The 24,921-nt window shown below is 63.0% G+C and carries 15 protein-coding genes and 2 pseudogenes; 4 read left to right on the top strand and 13 right to left on the bottom strand.

Features of this window, described 5'->3' with window-relative positions; all coding sequences use genetic code 11:
• Nucleotides 1–5: 5 nt before the first annotated feature.
• Together C6W55_RS03950 and C6W55_RS03945 are read right to left on the bottom strand one after the other, a co-directional pair.
• Complete coding sequence (locus C6W55_RS03950) at nucleotides 6–1,862, bottom strand: FMN-binding glutamate synthase family protein (protein WP_286891566.1); 1,857 nt, start codon at nucleotides 1,860–1,862, stop codon at nucleotides 6–8.
• Between the two features lie 42 nt (nucleotides 1,863–1,904).
• Nucleotides 1,905–2,522, bottom strand: coding sequence for a DNA-3-methyladenine glycosylase (locus C6W55_RS03945; protein ID WP_286891564.1), 618 nt, complete (start codon nucleotides 2,520–2,522; stop codon nucleotides 1,905–1,907).
• A gap of 127 nt (nucleotides 2,523–2,649) precedes the next feature.
• Between C6W55_RS03945 and C6W55_RS03940 the strand changes: the two genes are divergently transcribed.
• Entirely contained in the window at nucleotides 2,650–3,786 is a 1,137-nt protein-coding gene (locus tag C6W55_RS03940) for an alcohol dehydrogenase catalytic domain-containing protein (protein ID WP_286891563.1), read from the top strand.
• Nucleotides 3,787–3,895: 109 nt separating this feature from the next.
• Here the strand turns inward: C6W55_RS03940 and C6W55_RS03935 are convergent.
• From C6W55_RS03935 to greA, 3 genes and pseudogenes are all read right to left on the bottom strand, one after another.
• Nucleotides 3,896–5,098, bottom strand: a pseudogene (locus C6W55_RS03935) (SulP family inorganic anion transporter); the annotation flags it as partial.
• A 267-nt stretch (nucleotides 5,099–5,365) separates the two neighbouring features.
• Nucleotides 5,366–5,698, bottom strand: coding sequence for an ArsR/SmtB family transcription factor (locus C6W55_RS03930; protein ID WP_213482969.1), 333 nt, complete (start codon nucleotides 5,696–5,698; stop codon nucleotides 5,366–5,368).
• Between the two features lie 121 nt (nucleotides 5,699–5,819).
• Nucleotides 5,820–6,296 (bottom strand): transcription elongation factor GreA, encoded by a 477-nt coding sequence (gene greA, locus C6W55_RS03925; protein WP_286891561.1) that lies wholly within the window; start codon nucleotides 6,294–6,296, stop codon nucleotides 5,820–5,822.
• 339 nt (nucleotides 6,297–6,635) lie between these two features.
• Here greA and thrC point away from each other — a divergent pair, with 339 nt between their 5' ends.
• Both thrC and C6W55_RS03915 read left to right on the top strand, forming a co-directional pair.
• Entirely contained in the window at nucleotides 6,636–8,027 is a 1,392-nt protein-coding gene (gene thrC / locus C6W55_RS03920; RefSeq protein ID WP_286891560.1) for a threonine synthase, read from the top strand.
• A 94-nt stretch (nucleotides 8,028–8,121) separates the two neighbouring features.
• Nucleotides 8,122–8,979 (top strand): AraC family transcriptional regulator, encoded by an 858-nt coding sequence (locus C6W55_RS03915; protein ID WP_286891559.1) that lies wholly within the window; start codon nucleotides 8,122–8,124, stop codon nucleotides 8,977–8,979.
• Between the two features lie 79 nt (nucleotides 8,980–9,058).
• On the opposite strand, the gene C6W55_RS03910 is transcribed toward C6W55_RS03915, so the two are convergent.
• Nucleotides 9,059–13,477: an endo-1,4-beta-xylanase gene (locus C6W55_RS03910; protein WP_286891558.1), complete on the bottom strand. Its 4,419-nt coding sequence runs from the start codon at nucleotides 13,475–13,477 to the stop codon at nucleotides 9,059–9,061.
• Between the two features lie 243 nt (nucleotides 13,478–13,720).
• Between C6W55_RS03910 and C6W55_RS03905 the strand changes: the two genes are divergently transcribed.
• The gene (locus C6W55_RS03905; protein WP_286891556.1) at nucleotides 13,721–15,856 is read left to right on the top strand and encodes a TaqI-like C-terminal specificity domain-containing protein; all 2,136 of its coding nucleotides are present in this window, start codon (nucleotides 13,721–13,723) and stop codon (nucleotides 15,854–15,856) included.
• 52 nt (nucleotides 15,857–15,908) lie between these two features.
• Here the strand turns inward: C6W55_RS03905 and C6W55_RS03900 are convergent, their stop codons facing one another.
• The 7 genes and pseudogenes from C6W55_RS03900 to C6W55_RS18245 all read right to left on the bottom strand — a co-directional run.
• A complete protein-coding gene (locus C6W55_RS03900; protein WP_286891554.1) occupies nucleotides 15,909–16,445 on the bottom strand; it encodes a DoxX family membrane protein in 537 nt (178 codons plus the stop codon).
• A gap of 196 nt (nucleotides 16,446–16,641) precedes the next feature.
• Nucleotides 16,642–18,255 (bottom strand): MDR family MFS transporter, encoded by a 1,614-nt coding sequence (locus C6W55_RS03895; RefSeq protein WP_286891553.1) that lies wholly within the window; start codon nucleotides 18,253–18,255, stop codon nucleotides 16,642–16,644.
• Nucleotides 18,256–18,302: 47 nt separating this feature from the next.
• Nucleotides 18,303–18,722: a MarR family winged helix-turn-helix transcriptional regulator gene (locus tag C6W55_RS03890; protein ID WP_286891552.1), complete on the bottom strand. Its 420-nt coding sequence runs from the start codon at nucleotides 18,720–18,722 to the stop codon at nucleotides 18,303–18,305.
• A gap of 193 nt (nucleotides 18,723–18,915) precedes the next feature.
• Nucleotides 18,916–20,637, bottom strand: coding sequence for an assimilatory sulfite reductase (NADPH) hemoprotein subunit (cysI, locus tag C6W55_RS03885; RefSeq protein WP_286891550.1), 1,722 nt, complete (start codon nucleotides 20,635–20,637; stop codon nucleotides 18,916–18,918).
• 43 nt (nucleotides 20,638–20,680) lie between these two features.
• The gene (locus C6W55_RS03880; RefSeq protein WP_286891549.1) at nucleotides 20,681–22,552 is read right to left on the bottom strand and encodes an assimilatory sulfite reductase (NADPH) flavoprotein subunit; all 1,872 of its coding nucleotides are present in this window, start codon (nucleotides 22,550–22,552) and stop codon (nucleotides 20,681–20,683) included.
• Between the two features lie 217 nt (nucleotides 22,553–22,769).
• Nucleotides 22,770–23,183, bottom strand: a complete 414-nt coding sequence (locus tag C6W55_RS18250) for a LamG domain-containing protein (protein ID WP_483316346.1) — start codon at nucleotides 23,181–23,183, stop codon at nucleotides 22,770–22,772.
• A 283-nt stretch (nucleotides 23,184–23,466) separates the two neighbouring features.
• A pseudogene (locus C6W55_RS18245) lies at nucleotides 23,467–24,681 on the bottom strand (family 43 glycosylhydrolase); the annotation flags it as partial.
• Nucleotides 24,682–24,921: the final 240 nt, after the last annotated feature.

The raw sequence follows: 24,921 nt of genomic DNA, 5'->3' as shown, positions 1-24,921 counted from the left end.
CCGCTTCACCCCGTGCGTGCCGAATCGGCGGCGCGCGCGGCCGGCGACGGTTCGTCCGGGTACGGGCATAAGCGGTCCATCCGGACGGCGGACGCGTTCCGGTCCTTGAACGTGACATGCTCCCGCCTGAAGCCCGCCGGCGAATCGAGTCCGCACGAAGCGGCCAGCATGTAGACGCCTTCGCGAACCGTCGTCAGGTAGTTGGCCGTGCGGAACCTTTTCTCCTCGATGACCAGCCCCTTCTTCAGCTCCGGCTTGTGGCTGGTGACACCGGTCGGGCATTCGTTCGTGTTGCATTTCAGCGCGTTGATGCAGCCGATCGTGTTCATCGCGGCGCGGCCGACGTTGACGAGATCGGCGCCGAAGGCCAGCGCGATCGCAATGCGATCGGCGGTGGCGAGCATGCCGCTGGCGATGATCTTCACCCGGTCGCGCACGCCGTGCCGCCGCAGCGCGTTGTCCGCGAGGAGCAGCGCGGAATAGACGGGCAGCCCGAGGGAATCGGCCATCTCCATGTTCGCCGCGCCCGTGCCGCCCTCGCCGCCGTCGATCGTCAGGAAGTCCGGTCCGGTGCCGGACTCGCGCATGAAGGCGGCCAGCTCATCGATCGCCTGCTCGCTGCCCACGACCAGCTTGATGCCGACCGGCTTGCCGGACAGCTCCCGAAGCCGCTCGAGGAACGCGAAGAGCGACGGCAGGTCGCGGAAATCCTCGAACCGGTTCGGCGACTCCACATCGCCGTCGTAATCCATCGGAATGCCGCGGATGCGGCGGATCATCGGCGTCAGCTTGCTCTTCGGCAGCTTGCCGCCGCGCACCTTCGCCCCTTGCGCGAGCTTCACCTCGATCATCTTCACCTCGGGACGTCCGGCCGTCCGCATGAACGCCTCCGGATCGAACGTGCCGCGCGCGTCCGAGCGGGCGCCGTATTTGGCCGAGCCGATCTGGAAGATCAGATCGGCTGCCTTGCGCGTCAGCACGCCGGCGGCGGCCATGCGCTCCGCGGCTTGGATGTACGGATTCTCCTCCATGTCGAAGACGCGCATGTCTTCATGCGGAATGTCCGCAAGCTCCCGCAGAATCTCGAAATTCGAGACGATACGGCGCTTCCGCACGAAATCGAAAACGGCGGCTTCATGCCGGTCCCGCGGCCTTGCGGCCTGTCCGTCCCGCAGCTCGTACACCTTCGACAGGTGATAGGGCGACAGTCCGCCTTCCCCGGTGTTCATCCAGGTGTGGCCGGCGATCGCCGCGCCTTGGGCGAGCGCCAGGACCGCGTTGTCGGAGAGCGCGCCGAAGCTCATGCCCGAGATGCCGACGAAGCCTCGCGTCTTGTACGGCATCCGCACCTTGTTGTAATCGCCGATAACGACAGCATCCCGCTCGGTCAGCGCCCAGGGCAGCGATGTCGCGCGGATGCGCCGTTCCTTGCGGGAGATCAGTCCTTCGCTCAAGATTTGATATTTGTACGTCGTCGTGACGACATCCGTCTGGTCGACGGCCAGTTCGTCCGTGTTCTTCGGGAAGAGCGCGTTGTTCAGGAAGAACCCTTCCGTCTGGAAATCCCGGCGCGAGCCGAATCCGATGACGGTCGAGCCGTATTTGCCCGCCTTGGCAATATACGCCTGCGTGTCCCGGTCCACCGGCCGCCCTTCCTTGTCGCCCCAGATGAAATATTGCCGGAATTCCGGTCCGAGCATCTCGAACACGTACCTCAGCCTGCCGATGACCGGATGCGTTTTCAGAACGGAATGCTGACGCTGAAGATATTTGTCCCAGACATACAACGCGATAAGGGCAACGGGCACCGCCAGCACGATGACGGTGGCGGCAATATCGAGCAATTGACCGACAATTTGCATGGCAACCCTGCCTCCTTGTCTTGATGACGTGATCCGACAGCGTCATTCCCGCGCGGCGGCGCCTCTGCCCCTGGACACATACGGATTGCCCGCTTCCCAGAACCGCCAGGGGTAGAACCGCGCTTCGCCGCTTCCTTCGATGCCGATCCGCGGGCCGCATGCCACCGCTTCGGCCGGTCGGCCTTGCGCGATGAACAGCGGCGGCGCGGTCAGCGGACGGCCGTAGTCCGCCTTCGTGATGCCGAGCGCCTTCGTCAGCTTGCCGGGGCCGTTCGTCAAATCGAACGGCCGCTTCACCGGCCCGCGCCGCGCCCGCATCAACTCCAGTCCCAGGACAGGCTCGACGGCGCGGACCAGCACCGCTTCGGGTTTCCCTTCCTTCCCGCTCGTCACATTGAACAGACTGTGGGTATGCATGACATAGACATAGGCCCTTCCGGGCGGGCCGAACATGACTTCCGTCCGCGGCGTGCGCCGGTTGCCGCAGGAATGGGCGGCGCGATCCTCCGGACCGATATACGCTTCCGTCTCCACGATTCGGCCGGCGGCCGCGCCTTCCTCCGTAACGCAGACCAGCAGCATGCCGAGCAGCGCCTGCGCAAGCTCCAGCGTCGGCCGGTCGAAGAAGCCGTCCCGCACCGGTTCCATCCGCACGCTCATCCCGCCTCCTTGCTTCACAAGAAGCGGTCCGACCATACCGCTTCTGCCCCCAGTATAACATGGATGCGAATGGATAACCTACCGGCAGGCGATGCCATTTCGACACAGGCGGAGGGATGTCTCATCAATGAAAGCCGTCACGTACCAGGGCGCCCACAGCATCGAGGTGAAAGAGGTCGCCGACCCGCGCATTGAACGTCCCGATGACATCATCGTCCGGCTGACGGCAAGCGGCATCTGCGGCTCGGATTTGCATCTCGTGCACGGCATGGTCCCGGATCTGCCGAAGGATTTCGTCATCGGCCATGAGCCGCTCGGCATTGTCGAGGAAGTCGGTCCGGAAGTCACCCGGGTGAAGAAAGGCGACCGGGTCGTCATCCCGTTCAGTGTCAGTTGCGGCGAATGTTTTTATTGCCGGAACGGGCTGGAAAGCCAATGCGACAACTCGAACGAAAACGCGGAAATCGGCGCTTATTTCGGTTTCTCCGACAAGGGCGGGGGCTATCCCGGTGCCCAGGCCGAATACTTGCGCGTGCCGTACGGCAACTATCTGCCGTTCCGCATTCCGGACGACTGCGAGCTGACCGACGAGCAGCTCGTCATGATCTCCGATGTGCTGACGACGTCTTACTGGAGCGCTGAAAACGCGGGCGTGATGCCGGGCGATACGGTCATCGTGCTCGGATGCGGTCCGATCGGTCTGGTGACGCAGAAGATTTGCTGGCTGATGGGAGCGAAGCGGGTCATCGCCGTCGAACCCGTCGGCTACCGGCTGGAGCATGCGAGGCGGACGAACAATGTGGAGACGGTCGCGTTCGAATCACCGACGGAGACGGGAAAGCTGCTCAAGGAGATGACGCGGGGCGGCGCGGACATCGTCATCGACTGCGTCGGCATGGAAGGCAAAATGACGCCCGTCGAGTATGTCGAGACAATGCTGAAGATGCAAGGCGGTTCGTTGGGAGCGCTCATCACCGCCGCGCAGGCGGTGCGCAAAGGCGGGTTGATCCAGGTCACCGGTCTGTACGGGATGCGCTACAACGGATTTCCCTACGGGGAAATTTACTCCCGAAACATTACAATGAAAGGCGGCCTTGCACCGGTCGTCCACTACATGCCCGTCGTCTACAACCTGATGAAGCAGGGCCGCCTCGATCCGGGCGACATTGTCACCCATGTGATGCCGCTCTCGGAAGCGAAGCAAGGATATGAGATTTTCGCACAGCGGAAACAGCATTGCATCAAGGTCATTCTGCGGCCTTGACAGCCGGTCATCCGCGCCCTCTCCGCCTGGACAGCGGGACGGAATCGGCGACCGCGCCGGCGGGCGTACGGACCGCGCCGCGCCTCCGGACCGCTTCGCGGAGCCGGTACAGCAACACGAGCGCGAGGCCGCAGCCGACGCCGGCAATCAGGTTGATGAACACGGTCAGGGCGAACGTCGCGACGAGCACGACCGACTCCGGCGACCGCTTCCGCAGCAGTTCCTTGAAGGCCCGCCGCTCGCTCATGTTCCAGGCGACGACCATCAGCACCGGAGCCATGGCCGCGAGCGGGATCTTCGACGCCTGCGGGGCGAGCAGGACGAGCACGAGCAGCACGACGACGCCGTGGATGACGCCGGACATCCGGGAAGCGGCGCCCGTCCGGATGTTGGCCGCGGTGCGGGCGATCGCGCCGGTCGCCGGGATGCCGCCGAACAGCGGCGTGACGATGTTCGCGATGCCCTGCCCGACCAGTTCGCGGTTGCTGTTGTGGCGCGTGCCCGTCATGCCGTCGGCGACGACGGCCGACAGGAGTGATTCGATGCTGCCGAGCGCGGCGATCAGCAGGGCGGATGGCAGCATCGTCACGATGGTCCCCCACGACAGATCCGGCAGCGCAAGCGCCGGCAGCGACGACGGAATCGTGCCGTAGACCGACTCGATCGTCGCGGTCCGGCCATCGAACAGCAGCAGGGAAACCGCCGTGGCGGCGGCAATGCCCGCAAGCGCCGGCGGAACCTTCGTCGTCACGCGCGGCAGGATGAGCATCACGGCAAGGCAGACCGCCGCGACGCAGACGCTCTCGAAGCTTGCGGTGGGCAGCCGCCGCAGCACTTCCCCGATATTCTGCAGGAAGAACTCATGCTGCTTCATCCCCTGAAGTCCGAGGAAATTGCCGATCTGGCCCGTGAAAATGATGACCGCGATGCCCGTGGTGAAGCCGACCGTCACCGCTTTCGGAATATACGCGATGATCGAGCCGGCCTTGAGCAGCCCCATGATCACGAGCAGGATGCCGGCCAGCAAGCCGGCGGTCAGCAGCCGCTCGTAGCCGTGCTCCAGCACGATGGCGAGCAGCACCGGAATGAAGGCGCCGGTCGGCCCGCCGATCTGGTATCGGGAACCGCCCAGCAGCGAGATCAGCATGCCCGCGATCACCGTCGTGTACAATCCGTACTCCGGCTCGACGCCGGAGGCGATGGCGAACGCCATGCCGAGCGGAATGGCGATCAGACCGACGATGATGCCGGAGACCAGATCCCTGCGGAATTTCTCCCACCCGTATCCGCCTGTACGTTCCGTAGGTTGCAACCCGGATGCGCCTCTTTTCTCTGTTTTTATGGTTATCTAAATATTTAAATTTTCAAATATAAGAAACACAAGATGTATCCTACTCCCGCTTCCTCCTTCCTGTCAAAGGCGGAATTCGCGCGAAAACGGACGCGGCGCCCCGAATTTCCGATTCTTGTCCGTTCCGGGCTGTCCGGGCGAAGCTTGGAGACCGCAGCCTGCCCGAAAGACGCGGAACGGCCCGGATTCCGCCAGCGGAACCCGGGCCGTTCTTGCGTCTGCTTCCATTCACAACGGTTCGTTGCGAATCTCTTCAAGCAATTGAATCTGGTCGATCAGATGGTTGTCGAAAATCTGTCTCGCCACCTGCAGCAAATCCTTGATCAGCGGATCACGCAGGGAGTAGACGACCGTCGTCCCCTCTTTCACCCCGTACACGACGTTCTTGTTCCGGAGCACGGCGAGCTGCTGCGAAACGGTCGAGCCTTCCGATTGCAGGAGGCTCTGGATTTCGTTCACGCTGCGGTCGCCTTCGCAGAGAATCTCGAGAATGCGGATTCGCAAGGGATGCGCCAGCGCCTTGAAGAAATCCGCCTTGAATTGCTGAATGCTGTTGGCCATGTCCGATTCCCCTGTTCAGGCCTGCCGGCCCGTAATGCTTCTCTCTATAGTAACATATTGAAGCGCGGGGCAGGCAACCCCGGCGAAGGCGCGAGCGCCGCGCAGGGTGATGCGGGGACGCTCAGCTTTTGACCTCGAGCACCTTGTATTCAATGATGCCCATCGGAGCGGTGACGCTCACCTTGTCGCCGGCTTTCTTGCCGATGAGTTCCTTGCCGAGCGGGCTCTCGTACGAAATTTTGTTCTCGTTGACGTTCGCTTCCGCCGGGCTGACGATCCGATACTCGATCTTCTCGTCGAATTCGAGGTCGTGCACGAGGACGGTCGAGCCGATCTGGACCGAGCCGTCGCCCGCCTCGTCCGGGCTGACCACCTTGGCGGTCCGCAGCATCCGCTCGAGCTGCAGAATCCGCGTCTCCATGAACGCCTGCTCTTCCTTCGCGGAATGATATTCGCTGTTCTCGCGGAGATCGCCGTAACTGATCGCGACCTTGAGCCGTTCGGCGAGCGCCTTGCGCTTCGGGCCTTTCAGCTCGCGGAGCTCTTCCTCCAGCTGTTTGTACCCTTCCGGAGTCAATATCAGTTCGTCGTTCGCCATGGTTTTCCACTCCCCATTGATTGCATAACCCTCTATATTTTACCCCATGTCCGCCCGTTTCGATAATGGATTTGATGCAAAAAAATTTCGCGGCTGCCCGCCTTTCCGCGCTTGATCCTCTGTTCACGGGCACGTGGTGCATTTTTGCACCAGATCCGCCGCCCTCTGCGAAAATCGCCCGCAGGTAGTGCATATTTGCACCATATCCGCCCCCTGCCCCTCATCTCGCGAGGAGTCGACCGGAACGGGCATCCTGATGTACAATAGGGGGCATGGAGGAAGCGGGCAGGCGTGCGCCGGCGGCCGCTTCACACTCAATGCTGCGACAAGGAGATCGATATGAAGTATATCAGCACCCGGGGCGGGGTCGCCCCGATCGGATTCACCGACGCCATCCTGATGGGGCTCGCGGACGACGGCGGGCTGCTCGTGCCGGAGCGGCTGCCGCGGCTGTCGGACGACGCGCTCAAGGCGTGGCGGAAGCTGTCCTACCCCGAGCTGGCGCTGGAGCTTCTGGCGCTGTTCATGGAGGAAGACATCCCGCGAGAAGAGCTGGAGCGGCTCGTCGACGCAAGCTACGCGACGTTCCGCGATCCGCACGTCACGCCGGTCGTGAAGTTGCGCGACGATCTGCACGTGCTGGAGCTGTTCCACGGCCCGACGTTCGCCTTCAAGGACGTCGCGCTGCAGTTCCTCGGCAATCTGTACGCTTACGTCTCGCGGAAGACCGGTTCGGTCATCCATATCCTCGGCGCGACGTCCGGCGACACCGGGGCGTCGGCCATTGAAGGCGTGCGCGGCAAGGAAGGCATCAAGATCTGCATCCTCCACCCGCACGGCAAGGTCAGCCGGGTGCAGGAACTGCAAATGACGACGGTGCAGGACGACAACGTGCTCAACCTCGCCGTCGAAGGTACGTTCGACGACTGCCAGCGCATCATCAAGGAACTGTTCGCGGACGTTCCGTTCAAGCGGCAGTATCATCTGCGCGCCATCAACTCGATCAACATCGCCCGCATTCTTGCACAGACGGTTTACTATTTCTACGCGTACTTCCGTCTGGCGGAACAGGGGCATGCAGGCCCGGTCAATTTCAGCGTGCCGACCGGCAACTTCGGCGACATCTTCGCCGGCTACATCGCGAAGCGGATGGGGCTGCCGGTCGGCAAGCTCGTGCTCGCGACGAATGAGAACGACATTCTCGCCCGCTTCGTCGCAAGCGGCGTCTATCAGCCCGGCGAATTCCGCGGCACGTACAGCCCGTCCATGGATATCCAGGTGGCGAGCAACTTCGAGCGCTATCTGTACTACCTGTATGACGGCGATGCCGGCACGGTCGCGACGCTGATGGAACGGTTCAAGTCCGAAGGCCGGATCGAAGTGCCGCAGGACGTGCTGCTTAAAGTGCGGGAAGACTTCGCCGCTTACAGCGTGTCGAACGAGGAATGTCTCGACACGATCGCCCGCTATTACGAATCGTACGGCTATCTGCTCGATCCGCACACCGCCTGCGGCGTCGCGGCCGCGGACAAGCGGTCGGACGAAGGCGAGGTCACGATCTCGCTGTCCACCGCCCATCCCGCCAAGTTCGACGAGGCGATCCGGCTGCGGAACATCTCGCAAGTGTATCCCGAGCCGATCCAGGCGCTGTTCGGCAAGCCGCGCCGCGTCACGGTCGTCGGCAATGCGAACGAACAGGTGAAGGAACAGCTCGAAGCGTTCTTCGGCTGAACCGACGCCATCGCCGCCATCTGTCATCGGAGAGCAAGCCTGAACAGGCGGCTTTGGAACCCTCATGTTACGGTGGATGAGGAGGACGATGCGGATGGATTGGCTGGACAGAATGAACCGGGCGCTGGATTACATCGAGCGTCATTTGGAAGACGGGGTGAGCATCGAGGAGGCGGCCAGGGCGGCTTACTCGTCGGCGTTCCATTTCCACCGGCTCTTCCATATGGTGGCGGGACTCACGGTAACGGAGTACATCCGGCGCAGGCGGCTGACACTGGCGGCGCAGGAGCTGGCATCGACGCAGGCCCGGGTCGTCGATGTCGCGCTCAAGTACGGGTACGATTCGCCGGAATCGTTCGCCAAGGCGTTCCGCAGGCTGCACGGCATCGCGCCGTCCGAAGCCCGCAATCCCGGCGTCCGGCTCAAAGCCTTCCCCCGCATGGAATTCCAACTATCCTTGAAAGGAGTTCATGCGATGGATTATCGGATTGTCGAGCGGGAAGCGTTTCATGTGATCGGGAAAGTGCTGGATACGACGACGCGGGACGGCGAAAATTTCAGAGAGATTCCGAAATTCTGGAACGCCGGTTATGCGGACGGCTGGATCCCGCGGCTCGAATCGCTCACCGGCAAGATGGCGATGGGGGTCGTGCTGCCCATGGATCCCGGCCAGGAAGATTTTTCTTACATGATCGCCGTCGAAGCCGGACCAGAGATGGCCGGAGATGAATGGACCGGCTATACGGTGCCGACGGCATCCTGGGCCGTATTCACTTCCGTCGGCCCGCTGCCGGGCGCCATTCAGGACGTGATCCGGCGCATCTTCCAGGAGTGGTTCCCGTCAACGAACTACGAGCATGCCCACGGACCGGAGCTGGAAGTTTACCTGGACGGAGATTCGTCCGCACCCGATTACCGCTGCGAGGTCTGGATTCCGATTGTGAAGAAGTAACGTGCAAAAGCAAGGGGCCGTTCCCCGGCAGCCAAGGCTGCCTGCGGGACGGCCCGTTTCATTGCCATGCGGCTTTCGCTCAGTGCGCCCAGATTCGGTACAGGATGACGGCGGCTTCCGCGCGCGTCAGACGGTTGCCGGGAACGAGCGTGCCGCCTGCTCCCTGCACAATTCCCGCCGCCACCAGCTTCTCGGCGCTGCTCCGGGCATATGCGGCCACGTCGCCGGCATCCTTGAACCGGAGGAGAGAGCCTCCTTCCGGAAGCGGTCTGCCTGCGGCCCGGAGCGCCAGATCGACCATCACCATCATGTCCTGGCGGGTGATGGGGCTGTTCGGATTGAACCGGTTAAGCAGGTTTCCGCTGACGATGCCGTGCTGTTTGGCAATCCTCACTTCGTCATAGAATTTGTCCGTCTTCGCCACATCGCTGAACATCGCGACGGTTTTGCCCGTATCCTTCAGTTCGAGCGCGCGGACGAGCAGGGCGGCGAATTCGGCGCGGGTGACGAAGGCGTGCGGATCGAAGTTTGAACCGCCGCTTCCGTCGATAATATCGCGGGAAGCCATCGCTTCGATCGCCTGCTTCGCCCACGGCACCCGGTCAATGTCGTCGAACGTCTTCACGACGTAAGCGACGGCATAGACACTGAAATGGGTCGTGCGGAACACGACGGCGCCGGATTCGGCGTCGTAGCGGCCGTTCGGCACGGCCGTTGCGCGGCCTTCCCCGTCAATATACCAGACAACGAGATGACCCGGATTCGCGAGCTCTTCCGCCGTCGGCTCGTACGGGATGGACACGGTGACCGGCGCGTTCGGGTTGTTCCAGGCGATGGCCTCGCCGTCCGCCAGCACATTCAGGCTGATCGCCGGCCGATCGCCGATCCGGTTGCGCACGGCTTCATCCAGTTCGAGGTCGTCGACGCCGGAAATGGCGATGGTGATCGTCTCCGCATCCCCGGCAATGCCCGCCAGCATGTTCGACGGCAAGTCGACGATGCCCAGCGGCGTCCTGAGCCGGATGACATACGGCTCGTCAGCGGCCAGGAACCCGGCCGGCAATTCCACGTCGACGGCTTCGGCGTCTTCCGCATCGATGTCAAGGACGACGATCTTGCGGCCGGTGTCGTCCGCCGCCGCGAGTTCAAGCGCCTGCGAGAGCGTGCCGCCGCTCAGGCTCGCCTTCGCCCGGCCGTTCGCGATCGTCGGCTTGACGGTCACGGTGCCGTCTTCCGCCACGGCCGGCTCCGGAGCGGGCGCCGGCGAGGGCGTTGGCGACGGACCGCCGCCGCTTTGCGGCTTGCCGGTCAGGGTCAGCACGCCGAATACGGACGGATCCTGCCAGCCCTGGCCCGTCAGGTCGTTCCAGATCGCCACGCTCTGGCGCACGCCGTCTTTCGCGTCGTTGATCTGCGCGTCGAATCCGATCTTGCGGCCGTTCGCCGGCGTGATCGTCTTGAACGGAATTTTCATCTCGACGGTGTAGTTCGTGCCGTTCACGACGACCGCGGACTCGAACCCTTCGGCAATGCTCTCCGGATTGAACGTGGCGGCGTTCTCGTAGTTGACCCGGTACTGGCCGATCCCCGGGCCGTAGGACGGCGCCTTGCTGTTCGTCTCGTCAAGGAAGACTTCGACGGAATCCTGTTCGTACGGCAGATCGCTCGTCTGATCCAGCGCGGTATCCTGAACCTTGATCAGCACGTACAGATTCCGGTCATCCCAGAGCACCCGGGCCGTGCCGGTCGCGCCGTTGTGCGCCGTCTGGAAGCGTGCGATCGGCAGCTCCTCCGCCCGGCTCCATACCGCGTCCTCCGTTCCGTCCACGGCGGGTGTGCCGTAAGCGGCGGTGCCTTCCTGGTACTCTTTTTCCGCCGGCGGATGATCTTCGATGAACTTGGCGGGATCCATGACGGCGTAGTACGCCGGTTTCGCCTGATAACGGCCGTCGAACAGCAGCGGGCTGTTCTCCGATCGCCAGCTTGTGCCGTCGTCGACGCCCCAGAAGGTGACGCGCGTGATATGATCGGCATATTCCTTGTACAGTTGGAACAGCTGCGCGTACAGCCAGCCTTGCCGGATCGCCTGGTCCTCGGTGATCGTGCCGTTCGTTCCGGCCATGACGTCCAGCTCGGTGATGCCGACCTTCAAGCCGAGGCCGATGATCCGTTCGATCGATGCCCGCACATTGTCGGGGTTGGTGTTCAGGTTGTAGTGCGACTGCATGCCGATGCCGTCAATGAGCTTCTTGTCGCTGTTCGTTTCCGCCGCGTACCGCTCGTTGAGCTCTTTGACCATGTTGGCGATAGCCGTCGCCTTGTTCTGGTTGTCATCGTTGTAGTCGTTGTAGTACAGCTCGATGTCCCAGCCGTTCTCGTCGATCACTTCGCGAGCGGTCTTGTAAGCTTCATAGATGTAGTCCGGACCGATCGCGTAATACCATCCCGAACGGCGCAGCGAATCGCGCCAGTCTGCCGGGTTGGGCGGGTTGTCGTTCATCGCTTCGTTCACGACATCCCAGGAAATCACCCGGTCGCCGATCGTCTTGACGACGGTCCGGATGTGGGTGCGGAGATTGTTCAGCGCCTCTTCCTTGTCCAGATAGAGAATGTTGCCGTTCGCATCCCGGAGCGGAGTGCCGTTGGCATCCACCTGGGTATGCAGCCAATCCGGTGATTGCGAGTGCCATACGAGGACGTGGCCATGCACCTTGAAGCCGTTCGCGATGGCCTGCTCGGCCAGCGCGATCTCGTCCGTCAGGTCGAACTCCCGGGTGCCCGGTTTGTAGGCGTACTCCGGCTTCATCGCGTTCTCCGCGGTCAGCAGATTGTAATGATGCTTCAGCATCTTCGACCGGATTTCGTCGTCGAAATTGCCCGGGTTCATGATGTTGCCGATCAGGAATTGGTCCTTGTAGATGTCCTTGATCGCCGGGAGCGTGAAATCCGGATTCGGTCCGGCCACCGGCCCGATGTATTTCAGTTCGAAATCGTCGATCAGGAAGGTTCGCGGCCCGCCGTAATCGTTCGCCACTTCCACATAGGCGTTCAGGTGATCGCCGGGCGTCACGGACTGCGTGTACCGGCCGCTCAGCTTCACCCACTCCCCATCCGTAACCGTAACGTTCGGGGATACGTTCGCAAAGCCGCTCTCGCCGTACTGGATGCTGATCCGGAGTACCGTCGGCTCTTCGCCCCGGGCCATTTTCACCCACGCCGACAGTTCATACTGATGACCGCGGGCCATCTTGCCGTGCACATCGAGCAGCGGACCGTCGTATTGGGCCGAAGCGGTCGTCTTCAGGCTGTGCTTGCCGCCCTCGGTGTGGTTGTCCTCCTGCGTCACCTCGATGCCGCCCGCGCCGAACCGGCGCACCCAGTTCCCGATGCCGCTCTCAAAATCGTCGAAAATGCCGCTCGTATCGACATCACCCGGATCCTCGCCGCCGGAGGTGACGTCCACGATCAGCACTTCGTCGATGTAAATGTCCGAGGTCAGCGTGTTGCTCTCGGCTGACTCGATCCAGAGCAACACTTCGCTCGTGTCGGCCGGAATCTCGACTCCCTTGGCCGCGAACGTCGTCCAATCGTTCGCCGTGACGTCCTGGTTGCCGACCAGCCACGGGTACTGGTTGTCCAGCAGCGGTGAATTGATCTTGGAGGCAATATGGAATTGTCCCGAACCTGCTCCGAGCCTCACTTTCAGCGAGACATCGTACGTGCGTCCCGACTTCATGACGCCGGTCGCGTTCAGGAGCGGTTGGCTGTCAGCGCTTTCACGATTCGTGAATTTCAGCGACTTGGAGCCGTCCGATGCGACATCCGAAGAAACTTCCAATGTGCCCTGACCGCCCCAGCTTTTGCGCGACCATCCGGTGTAGTCGCCGTCTTCAAAACTCTGGGACAGGACGACCTTGCCGTCCGGCTCGTCCGGTCCGCCCGTTCCGGTCAGGACGAACTTGATCTCGCCGATGTAGAAAGGAGTTGCTTTGCCGGCGGCATCCGTCTGGATGCGGAATGACTTGTCATGGTCTTCCACGGTGAACGTTTCGGTCAGCGTCGCCGGTTTGCCCGGCTCGAGCTCCACCGACTTTTGCTGCCGGTATTGATCGTTCTTCGTGACCACCGCGGCGACGATCGTAAGCTTGTCCAGACCGTTCAGATCGGCCGGATCCGCATACACCGACGCGGTGACGGTGTACGTAATCCCCGTCTGCAGCGGAATGGACGAGACATAGTAGTCCGCGGCATCCCACTCATTCTTGCGGTTTGTCACGTACAGCGCGCCGCCGTCGGTGTTCCCGTCGAAGTACACGCCCGTGGCGTGCTGCAGGCTGGCTCCGCCGGATTGCTCGGTTTTGCCGATGCCATGCTCGAACGTCTCGTGGTAGACGACCACGGGATCGTCCACCGCCGACGCGGGCGCGGCCATCCCGCCGGGGATCAGCAGGAGCAGCGCCAGAAGCGATGCAACATGTTTTCGCAGTTTGCCTCTCATGAAGACGTATCGGCCTCCAATCCACGAAAAATTTTAAGCGCTTACAATCCGCACCTTCTATATATACCACCTGCTGTTAAAATGTGGAGTTGAACAATTATAGATTTTTCTTTCAAAATCTTAGATGTTCGGGAATTGAGTCGATGGTCCCGGTCTGTGAGCCACGCGTGGAGGCCGACAATTTTCGCTATAATGGAGATCATCAGTGGAGATCAACGGGTTGCGGAAAAGGGGGGACACGCCATGAAGGAGCTGATCTCGGCCGCCGAAGCGGCCCGCATCCTGTCCATCTCGGTCGCGTCGGTGCGCAACTGGACGAAAGCCGGGCGGCTGTGCAGCATCCGCAGCGGCCGGACGCTCGCCTTCGACCGCGCGGAAGTCGAAGCGCTGAAGGAAGCGCTCGCTTCGGGCCTCACGGCGCGGCTCCGCAGCCGCCGCAACAAGACGGCGGCGGACGGCGCGTTCGTTCCGGCGGGCTACGTCCGGACGAAAGCGCATGAACGGCTGGCCAGGCAGGCGGCCGAGATCGCCGCGGACCGGCTCGATCCACGGCTTGCGCTCCTCGAGCTGGCGCTTAAGCTGCTCGTGAGCCGCGGGCATCTGCCCGCGCAGCCCGAAGCCGGCGGAGCCAGCCTGGCCGAGCGGTTCCTGGACGGCCGGCTGGATGCCGGCGGCTTCGCGCCCCTGCTCGACGGGCTGTGCGGGCGCGGCGGCGAAGACGAGGCCCGGGGGGACGGCGTCCCCCCGCTCGACGCGGACGCGCGGCGCCGGCTGCGCGAGCTGGCGCGGCTGCCCGCCGCGTACGCGGAGGGCGACGACCTGCTCGGCCTCGTCCATCTGTCGCTCGCCCGCCTGCGCCGGCGCAAGCAGACCGGCGCCTACTACACGCCCTCTGCGATCGTCGAATCGCTCGCGAGCGAAGTGCTGGACGTCTGGCCGGAGGATGCCGGCCTGCCGCGCGTCATCGACCCGTGCTGCGGGTCGGGCAACATTCTGATCCGCGTCTACCTCGCGCTGAAACGCCGGCTCACCGCCCGGGGCTTGAGCGCCCGCGAAGCCGACCGGATGCTGCGGGCGCATGGCGCGCTTGCGGGCTTCGACATCGACGGGACGGCCGTGCATCTGGCGCGGCTCAACCTTGCCCTGCTCGCCGAACCCGACGGCGGCGGCATGCCGGCCGGCTTCCCGATCCGGCGGCAGGACGCGCTGCGCACGCCGTCCAGGCATCCCGAAGAGCCCGAAGGCGGCCGGTACGACCTCGTCATCGGCAACCCGCCCTGGGGCTATCAGTTCGCCCCGGAAGAAGCGGAGCGGTTCAAGCGCCGGTTCCGCACCGCGGCGAGCTTCGGTCCGGAGTCGTTCGGCCTGTTCATCGAGGCGGGCCTGTCGATGCTGAAGGACGGCGGGCTGCTCGCCTACGTCCTGCCGGAGTCGCTGCTTACGGTCGACCGGCACGCCGAGACGCGCCGCCTCATCGCGGAGCAGACCGAAATGCTCGGCATCACGCTGGCCGGCAGCCCGTTCGCGGGCGTCAGCAGCCCGGTCGTTACGCTGACGCTGCGCAAGCGTCCGCCCGACCCCGGGCACGTCGTCATCGTCCGGGACGGCCGCTGCCGGGCGGACGCCATTCCGCAGCGGCGGTTCCGGACGAACCCGGGCTGCGCGTTCAACGTGCGCGCCGCGGACGCGGAACAGGCCGTTCTCGAGCGGATGCGCGCCGCGCCCGGCGTCTGGTATCTCAAGGACCGGTGCGACTTCGCGCTCGGCATCGTCACCGGCGACAACCGCACCCATGTGCGCGAATTCCCGGACGGCCGGGTTCCCGAAGGGTGGGAACCGGTGCTGCGGGGCGCCGATGTGTCCGTGTACAACATCCGCCATGCGGGACGGTACATCCGGTTCGAACCGGACCGGTACCAGCAGACCGCGCCCGAGCCGCTCTACCGCGCCCCGGAGAAACTGATCTACCGGTTCATCAACGCAGATCTCGTGTTCGCCTACGACGACCGGCGGACGCTTACGCTCAACAGCGCGAACATCATCATTCCGCGCGCGCCGGGGTACCGCATGAAATACGTACTCGCCGCGCTCAATTCCCGGCCCGCCCGGTTCTATCACACCTACGCGCACGCTTCCGTCAAGGTGCTGCGCCGCCACATCGAAGCGCTGCCGATCCCGGCCTGCCCGCCGGCGGAGCAGGACCGGATCGCCACGCTCGTCGACCGGCTGATCGCCTGCGAAGATCCGGCCGGACGCCGGGAGCTGTACGAGGCGATCGACCGGCGCATCATGGCGCTTTACGGCCTCCGGGACGCCGAACGCCGCCTCGTCGCCGGGCGGATCGGCCTGCCCGGAACGCTGTGCCGCCCCGGAACATGAAAGAAGGCTGCGATGCACGGATGCATCGCAGCCTTTGCCGAATCATGACGGTTTATCGGTTGACCCTGCCCCACGGCGTGCCGAGGAGCGGAAGCGCCCAGCGGTCGAGACCGTACCAGCCGGCCACCTTCCAGGCCAGCACGAGCCAGGTCGCCAGAATGAACAGCAGCGGGTTCGTGCTCAGCGTCCCGGCGAACAGGAAGCTGACGTTCATGAACGAGCCGAAGAACGCCGCGATGCCGGTCAGCAGGCCGAGAATGAGGCCGAGGCCGACGAGCACTTCGCCGAAGGCGACCATGTAGCTGAACACCTTCGCATTCGGCAAGACGACATGCTCCAGGAACGATGCGTACCAGCCGGTCACATCCTTCCCTTCCTCCGCCTTGGCGAGCGCGCCGCGGACGAAGCCTTCGACCGACTTGCCGGCGTTCGCCCCGACCCAGGCGTCCGAATTGACCTTGTGCCAGCCGGCTTCCAGCCATTTCCAGCCGAGGTACAGCCGCACAATCAACCAGATCCAGGCCGAACGGGTGCTGTTAAACAGAAAATGCGATACGGGGTTTTCAGGTACAGTGATTGTTCTACTCATGCCTCATTCCTCCGTCAACCATGTGTCGGACGCCTTCCGCCGGCGCCGCAGTCCAAGTATTTCCACAGTGCCATTGTATCATTGATGGGGGCAAAGGGTAAGGTCGATTTTATGAAAATTGTATCTGCTTTTTTTCATAATGAAAAAGAACCGGCGGGGACCTGCCGATCCCCCGCCTGCCGAAACCGCCCGTCCGTCAACGGGCCGGGTGAAGCTCCGCGGAACGCTCCTTGTCCGCGCCTTCCTGCGGCGGCTTGTTGGATGTGCGGAGCGGAATTTCCCGCAGGAAGAATGTAAGCACGCCGGCTGCGGCGACGATCGCCGTACCCCACAGGAACACAACCGTCAGCGACGAAGAGAGCGCGTCCCGCAGCGCCCCGACAATCTGTTCGGCAATCAGCTGCACATCCGCCGGGAATGACGCGATGACTTCCTTCAGCTTCGGCTGATCCAGGAGCATGTTCGGGTCCATCAGCGCGGACAGCTGCGACCTCGTTTCCTCGTCGAGCTGCGCCGATGCGGCTCCGCCCTGCGCCATTTTCTCCTTCAGGTTCGAGCTGAGGCTCGTCGACATGACCGTCCCCAGCACGGCGATCCCGATCGTGCCGCCGAGGTTGCGGAACAGCTGCGAGGATGCGGTCGCGACGCCGAGATCGGCCGGGCTGACCGCGTTCTGCACCGTCAGGGAGAAGACGGGCATGCCGACGCCGAGTCCGATGCCGAAAATGATCATCGCGGCCACGGCCAGCCAGACGCTGTCCATAAACGCCATGATCAGCATGCCCGCTACCATGACCGGCATACCGAGCAGGGCATATCGCTTGTACTTGCCGGACTTCGTGATCATCCGGCCGATGACGGTGCTCATGACGACCATCGCGATCGACATCGGCATCGTCACATAGCCGGCGTACGTCGGCGCGATGCCTTCGACGCCCTGCACGAAGAACGAGATGTAGATGAGCGCCCCCATCATGCCCGCGTTCATCAGGAAGCCGATGACGTTCGAGATCGTGACGATGTCGCTCTTGAACAGCGAGAGCGGCAGCACCGGACTTTTCGCCCTCATTTCCACCAGCAGGAAAATCAGTCCGCAGACGAACGCCGCCGCGAACAATCCGATAATTTCCGGCGAACCCCAGTCATAGCGCGTTCCGGCCCAGGAGAATCCGAGCAGGAGCGCGATGATCGTCAGGCTGAGGAACAGCGATCCGAGATAGTCGATCGTCTCGGACTCGCGACGCGCCGTCTTCGGGAACAGCGCCAGGATCAGGACGAACGCGACGAGTCCGAGCGGCAGGAAAATCCAGAACAGCCAGTGCCAGTCCATATGGTCGACCAGCCATCCGCCCAACGTCGGTCCGAGCACGCTGGAGAAGCCGAAGGCGGACATCATGACGCCGCTCCATTTGCCGCGCTCGCGCGGCGAGAACAGATCGCCGACGGCGGTGAAGGCCGTCGACATGATGATGCCGGCGCCGATGCCCTGAATGCCGCGGTAGGCGATCAGTTGAAAAATATTTTGCGACAGCCCGCACAAGAATGCCCCGACCAGAAAGATCAGGATGCCGCCGAGCAGAAACGGCTTGCGCCCGTAGATGTCGGACAGTTTCCCGACCAGGATCGTCGCAATGGTCGAGGTCAGCATGAAAATCGTAATAACCCAGGTATAATGTTCCATCCCTTGCAGTATGGCGATGATGCGCGGCATGGCCGTGCTGACGATCGTCTGGTTGATGGCGGCGAAGAACATTGCCGTCAGGATGGCGGCCATGATGGCCATTTTGCGCTTGTGTGACAGTTCTTCCATGTTGTTCTCTCCTCACTCCCAAGGTGCCGCCAACGGCCGGGATTGGATCACGTTTCCGCTCCGGCCAGCCGCTCGAGCAGATCCGCAAGCTGCCGCACTTCTCCCGCATCCAGGCGGTTCGCGAAGCGGCTGAGCAGCTCGCTCCGCAGGTCGCTCGCCTTGCGCAGCACTTCCCGGCCCTCCTCCGTCAGCTCGACCCGCACGGCGCGGCGATCGTCGGGATCCTGAACCCGCTGCGCGAGCCCGCGCTTCTCGAGCCGGTCGACCATCACGGTCACGGCGCTCGGTTTCACCTCGATTTTCTCGGCCAGCGCCGTCAGCCTGATCGACCCGTGATGCAACGTCATGTTCAGCAGCATGAGCTGCGGCAGCGTAACCGGCATCTCCGGATGCTGCGCCAGGGCTGTATTGAGCTGCTTCTGCAGTCTCACCAGCGACGCGGCGATCCTGCGGACATCTGACTCCATGGTGACACCCCGTTTTAGTTCATCTATTTAAAATTTATACACTTTAACAATATAGATCGGCCCATCCGCGATGTCAACCCGCGCTTTAGTCCCAAAATAAGGAAAATTCTTCGCTTATTCGATGACGGGACAGTTCGGCAAAAGAAAACGGCCAACCCGGAATCAACATCCCCGGATTGACCGTTTTGCCATATCAACTATGAAAATCGCGTCCGTCTTTCACTTCTTTCACGTAGCCCGCGCGGATGCAGAAGTCGCCGAAACGCTCGCCTTCCCGCCGCTCCTTCGCGTAATGGAACAGAATCAGGCGCAGCTCGCGCAGGATTTCTTCCTCGCCGATATTTTCACGGTACAGCTTGTTGAGCCGCTGGCCGGCGAAGCCGCCGCCCAGGTACATGTTGTACTTGCCGACCGCCTTGCCGATGAACGCCAGCTCGGCCAGCGCCGGACGGGCGCAGCCGTTCGGGCAGCCGGTCATGCGGATGACGATGTCTTCATCCTTCAGGCCGGCTTCTTCCAGTATCGGCTCGATCTTGTCCAGCAGCGTCGGCAGATAGCGCTCCGACTCCGCCATCGCGAGGCCGCACGTCGGCAGCGCGACGCAGGCCATCGAGTTCCGGCGCAGCGCGGAGTAGTTCTTCCCGTCCGTAATGCCGTACGCCGCGATGATCTCCTCGATTTTCTTCTTCTTCTGGCTCGTGACGCTGCCGATGATCAGGTTCTGGTTCGGCGTCAGCCGGAAATCGCCCGTATGGATCTTCGCGATCTCCCGCAGCGCGGTCATCAGCTTGTAGTCGTCATCATCCTTGATCCGGCCGTTCTGGATGAACAGCGTGAAATGCCATCTGCCGCCCACACCCTTCACCCAGCCGTAGCGGTCGCCGTTGTGCTCGAAATGGTACGGCCGCGCCGGTTCCAGCTCCCAGCCGAGGCGCTTGTGCAGCTCGCCGATCAGCCAGTCGAGCCCGCGGTCGTCGATTGTGTATTTGAAGCGCGCGTGCTTCCGCTCCGCCCGGTCGCCGTAGTCGCGCTGGATGGTGACGATTTTTTCCGCCACGTCGACGACCCGCTCCGGCACGGTGAACCCGATCACTTTGCCGACCTGCGGATAGGTGGCCGGGTCGCCGTGGGTCATGCCCATGCCGCCGCCGACCACGACGTTGAAGCCGAGCAGCTTGCCTTCCTCGTGGATCGCGATGAACCCGAGATCCTGCGAGAATACGTCAACGTCATTGGACGGCGGAATGGCGATGCCGATCTTGAATTTGCGCGGCAGGTAGACCGGGCCGTAGATCGGTTCCTCCTCCGCGCCGTCCCGGCTGTCGTACACCTTCTCCTCGCCGAGCCAGATTTCGTGGTACGCCCGCGTGCGCGGGTCGAGGTGGCTGCTGATTTTCTTCGCCCACTCGTAGACTTCCGCGTGCACTTCCGACTGATACGGATTCGGGTTGCACATGACGTTCCGGTTCACGTCGCCGCAGGCGGCAAGCGTTGAGAGCAGCGCGTCGTTCACTTCTTTGATCAGCTTCTTCATGTTCCACTTGATGACGCCGTGGAGCTGGAACGACTGCCGCGTCGTCAGCCGGATCGTGCCGTTGCCGTATTTCCGCGCGAGCTCATCCATCACCAGCCACTGCTGCGGCGTCACGATACCGCCGGCCGCCCGCACCCGCACCATGAACTGGTAGGCCGGCTCCAGCTTCTGCTTCGCCCGCTCGTTCCGGAGGTCGCGGTCGTCCTGCATGTAGCTGCCGTGGAACTTGAGCAGCCGGTTGTCATCTTCGGGAATCGAACCGGTAATCCGGTCTTCGAGCGTCTCTGCCAGCGTGCCCCGCAGATAGTTGCTCCGCTTTTTGATATCCTCGACGTCGCTGTGGGGCTTGCTGTTCGGATTCAGCAGGTTGTTACCGAACATGTCACGTTGCCTCGCTTTCGCTAGTTTCATTTCAAGCAGGCTCTTAGTAAACGTCGCGCTGATAGCGCCGTTCCTGCTGCATCCGCTTCAGATACTCGGCGGCTGCTTCCTCGCTCAGACCGCCTTCCCTGCGGATGATCGTCTCCAGCGCCGCGTGGACGTCATGCGCCATCCGCGACTCGTCGCCGCAGACGTAGACGACCGCGCCTTCCTCGAGCCAAGCGTACAGTTCCTTCGCCTGCTCGAGCATCCGGTGCTGCACGTAGATCTTCTGCTCCTGATCGCGGGAGAACGCGACGTCCATGCGCGTCAGCACGCCTTCCTTCAGCCAGCGCTGCCACTCGACCTGGTAGAGGAAGTCGGTCAGGAAATGCTGGTCGCCGTAGAACAGCCACGTCTTGCCGGATGCGCCGGTCTCCTCCCGTTCGCCGAGGAAGGCCCGGAACGGCGCGACACCCGTGCCCGGCCCGATCATGATGATCGGCGTATCGGGGTCGGACGGCAGCCGGAAGTTCTCGTTCTGCTGGATGAAGACCGGAATTTCCGTGCCCGGTTCGGCCCGCTCGGCAACGTACGTCGAGCAGACGCCGTACCGCGTGCGGCCGTGCGCTTCGTAGACGACTTTGCGGATCGTCAGATGCACTTCGTCCGGGTAAGCCTTCGGGCTGCTCGCGATCGAGTAGAGCCGCGGCGGAATCTTGCGGAGAAGCGGCACGAACGTCTTCGCCGGCACGCCCTTCAGATCGAAGCCGCGGATCAGGTCGACGAGATCGCGTCCCGCGATATATTCGCGCAGCGCCTGCTCCTGTCCCGGCGCCGTCAGCTCCTTCAGCTTCGAGCTGCCGGTCAGCTCCGCCGCCTGCTGAAGCAGCGGTTTCGTCAGCTGCGTAATCTCGTAATGGCGGGAGAGCGCCTCGCGGAGCGGCAGCTCGCCATCCTTGCCGGCCGGCACGAGCTCATCCGCCCGCCAGCCCGCCGCCTCGATCAGCTCTTCGACGAGCTGCGGATGATTCTCCGGATAGATGCCGAGAGCGTCGCCCGGCTCATAGGTCAGCCCCGAACCTTCGAGCGAGAGCTCGAGGTGGCGCGTCTCGCGCGCGGAGCCGCGGCCGTTCAGGTTCAGGTTCTCGAGCACCGCGGCGCGGAACGGATTCGAGCGGGAATATTCGATCGCTGCCGGCGCCGCCGCGGAGACGGCTGCCGCGGCCGGACCCGCTCCCGCCGGAGCCGGTCCGGCCGACGCTGCGGCCTCCTCGCCGGCCAGCGCGGCGAGCACGCTGTCCATCCACCCGTTCGCCGCATCTTCGAAGTCGACATCGCAGTCAACCCGCGGCGCGATCCGTCTGCCGCCGAGCTCCTCGAGCCGCTTGTCGAAGTCCTTGCCGGTCTGGCAGAACTTCTCGTAGGACGTGTCGCCGAGCGCCAGCACGGCGAACGGCATGCCGTCGAGCTGCGGCGCCCGCTTGCTGTGCAGAAACTCGTAGAAGCCGAGGGCGTTGTCCGGCGGGTCGCCTTCGCCGTGCGTGCTGACGACGATGAACAGCCGGACCACTTTCTTCAGCGTGTTCGGCTTGAAATCGTTCATCGCGCTGACCGTTACCTCGTAGCCCTGGCCTTTCAGGCGCTCGGCCAGCCGGTTCGCCAGCTTCTTGCTGTTGCCGGTCTGCGAACCGTAGAGCACGGTTGCTTCCTTCGGCAGCGCGGGCGCCGCGGGCGCGGCGGGCAGAGCTTCCGCCAGCGCTGCCGCCGCCTGCGGCGCGGCAGGCGCGGAAACCGCCGTGACGGCGCCGCCGACGGAGGCGGCCAGATAGCCGCTCAGCCAGATGCGCTGTCCGTCCGTCAGCGTCGGCAGCAGCTTGTTCAGCAGCTCCGCCTGATCCTGACGGAACGGGCTGTTCGTCTCGTGAAGAACCAACGTTTCCACCTCGCTGTGTTGCTTTCCGGTTTCTATTCCAAGTAAAGAGGTATGCATTATTTATTTAGAGTAGCACAGGGTGGAACAGGATTCAATGAAAAGGATCTTATCGAATTTATTAGTTTTCAATATAAATGAGAGAAGCCGGCGGAGGACCGTTTGGCCTTCCGCCGGCTTGTGCTTGCAACATGCCGTTGTGTGCGCTTTACGCGGCTGATCACCCGCCCGCGCCCGCGAGGGCGGCAACTTCGTACGGCTGCAGCGCGCCTTCATAGATGCGCAGCTCATCCATCAACCCCTGGTACGGCGGGTCCCACCAGTTCACGCCGAGCGCAAAGACCGCGTCCGGCACGGTGAACACGTGCGGGAAGTTCGCGCCCCTGAACCGCTCTTCGCCGTTCACGTAGACGACGAGTTCCCCGCCGTCCACCGTGAACGCGAGATGCGACCATTCGCCGGTCGGGATTGTGAGGCCCGCGGCGCCGTCATACCACGCGCTGCCGGACCAGACCATCGTCTGCCCGCCGGCCGGGCCGCGCGGCACGAGGCTGACCCAGTTGTCGGGATTTCGCGCGCCGAAGAACGTCGTCGTGTACATCGTGAGTTGCTCGGGCTTCAGCCAGACCGACACGGAGTACGCGTCGCCCTGAATCAGCCCGTTCGGCAGCCGGACGCCCGATGCACCGTCGAACACGGCGGCGCGGCCGATCTTCCCTTCGGCATAGCCGATCGTCCCGCCGACGCTGTCGATCCGGTCGCCGATTGGCGTGCCGGAGGCGAACGATTCCGTAGCATCGTCCAGATTGCCTTCGAACGCGTAGTGCGCGGCCAGCGTCGCCGGCCGGCGCGGCAGCACCGTGATCGGGAACGTCTTCACCGCGCGCTCCGGGCCGTACGTGATCGTCGCGGTCAGCACCGCTCGCGCGAACGTAGTAGACGGAGTTGTGGCCGGGCGAAACGTAGCCGTAGCCGATTCCTTCGCCGGGTTCGCCGATGCGACGCTCGAACAGGAAGTTGCCCATCAGCTTGATGCCGTAGGGGGTATGGTCGACGTTGCCGGGCAGCACGGCATTTTGCCCCAGCGTGTCCACATACGGCCCGTCCGGCCGTCTCGAACGGAACACCCGGATGTTGTAGCCGCCGTCCGAGCCGAGCCAGCCGTAGGACATGTACAGATAATAATAATCCGTCTCCCGGTCGTAGACGATGTACGGGCCTTCACCGGATTTCGTGTAGCCGCCGGCGATCTTCGTGCCGAAGTAGCGGTCGATCATCCGGCCGTCGGGCGTCGTGCCGTCCTCGCCCGGATAGATCGGCCGTCCGGTCTGCTTGTCCAGTTCCAGAATGAAAATGCCGCCCGACCACGAGCCGTATGTCATCCAGAGCCGGCCGTCCTTGTCATAGAACACGTTCGCGTCGATGGCGTTCGGATACAGGGTGTTGTTGTACGAACCGTTCGCGTTGAACCAGTTCGGATTCGGCCCGTCCAGGACGCCCCTCTCGACGAGCGCGGACAGGTTCGTGTTCGTCCACTTCTTGTTCACCCTGCTGTTCGCGTCGTACGCCTCGTCGCGGGTGAAGCCGGAATAGACGATCGTATCGACGTAGGTGTAGGGGCCTTCAATATGCTTCGATGCGGCGAAGCCGATCGCCGAGCGGATGTAGGTCGACGACGCGCTGTAATAGATCAGCCACGCCCCCTTCGTACCGTCTTCGTTCACGAAATGTTCGTTCCAGAAGACGTCGGGCGCCCAGACGGCGAAGCCGCCGAGACTGTCGGCGTCGTTCTCGCCCGCCCAGGCGAAGGAGCCGGCCAGGTTCGCGGACAGATCGCCGTACAGCGTGTTGCCCGGCGTCGTGTAGCCGTTCGTGAACCGCGTCCAGTTCATCAGATCGGTCGATTTCGCGGCTTCGATGTGCGAGCCGAACACATAATACGTGCCGCCGTGCCGGACGATGGACGGGTCGTGCACCGACACTTCCGTAAATGCCGGCGGCTGCGGATCGCGGGTCGGCTGCCCCGGCTTGCCGCCGCGATCGGCATTCGCTCCCGCGGCATGTACCGGCGCGGCAAGCGCTGTCAAGAGAAGGCACACCAGCATCATGAACAGCGGACGACGTCGACGCATGAAAGCATCCCTCCAATGTGGTGTTGGATCTGGATGTGTTTCAATGATGCGCAAAATGATGAAATCGTTCTCATGTGAATCAAACACACATCAATAATTCGGAATATTCGATTTTATTTAGTTGCTCCTGAAAAAGTCCGATCGTGAACATCACCTCATCCCCATCCTTTTTCAGGACTGCCCATTTACCTTATTCTTCCTTATTTTGCTGCCTTCGCGAGCATTTTGGCCGCTCTGTCC

The sequence above is a fragment of the Thermobacillus sp. genome (assembly GCF_003390775.1).
GTDB lineage: Bacteria > Bacillota > Bacilli > Paenibacillales > Paenibacillaceae > Thermobacillus > Thermobacillus xylanilyticus.
This window is presented reverse-complemented; position numbering and strand designations above follow the sequence as displayed.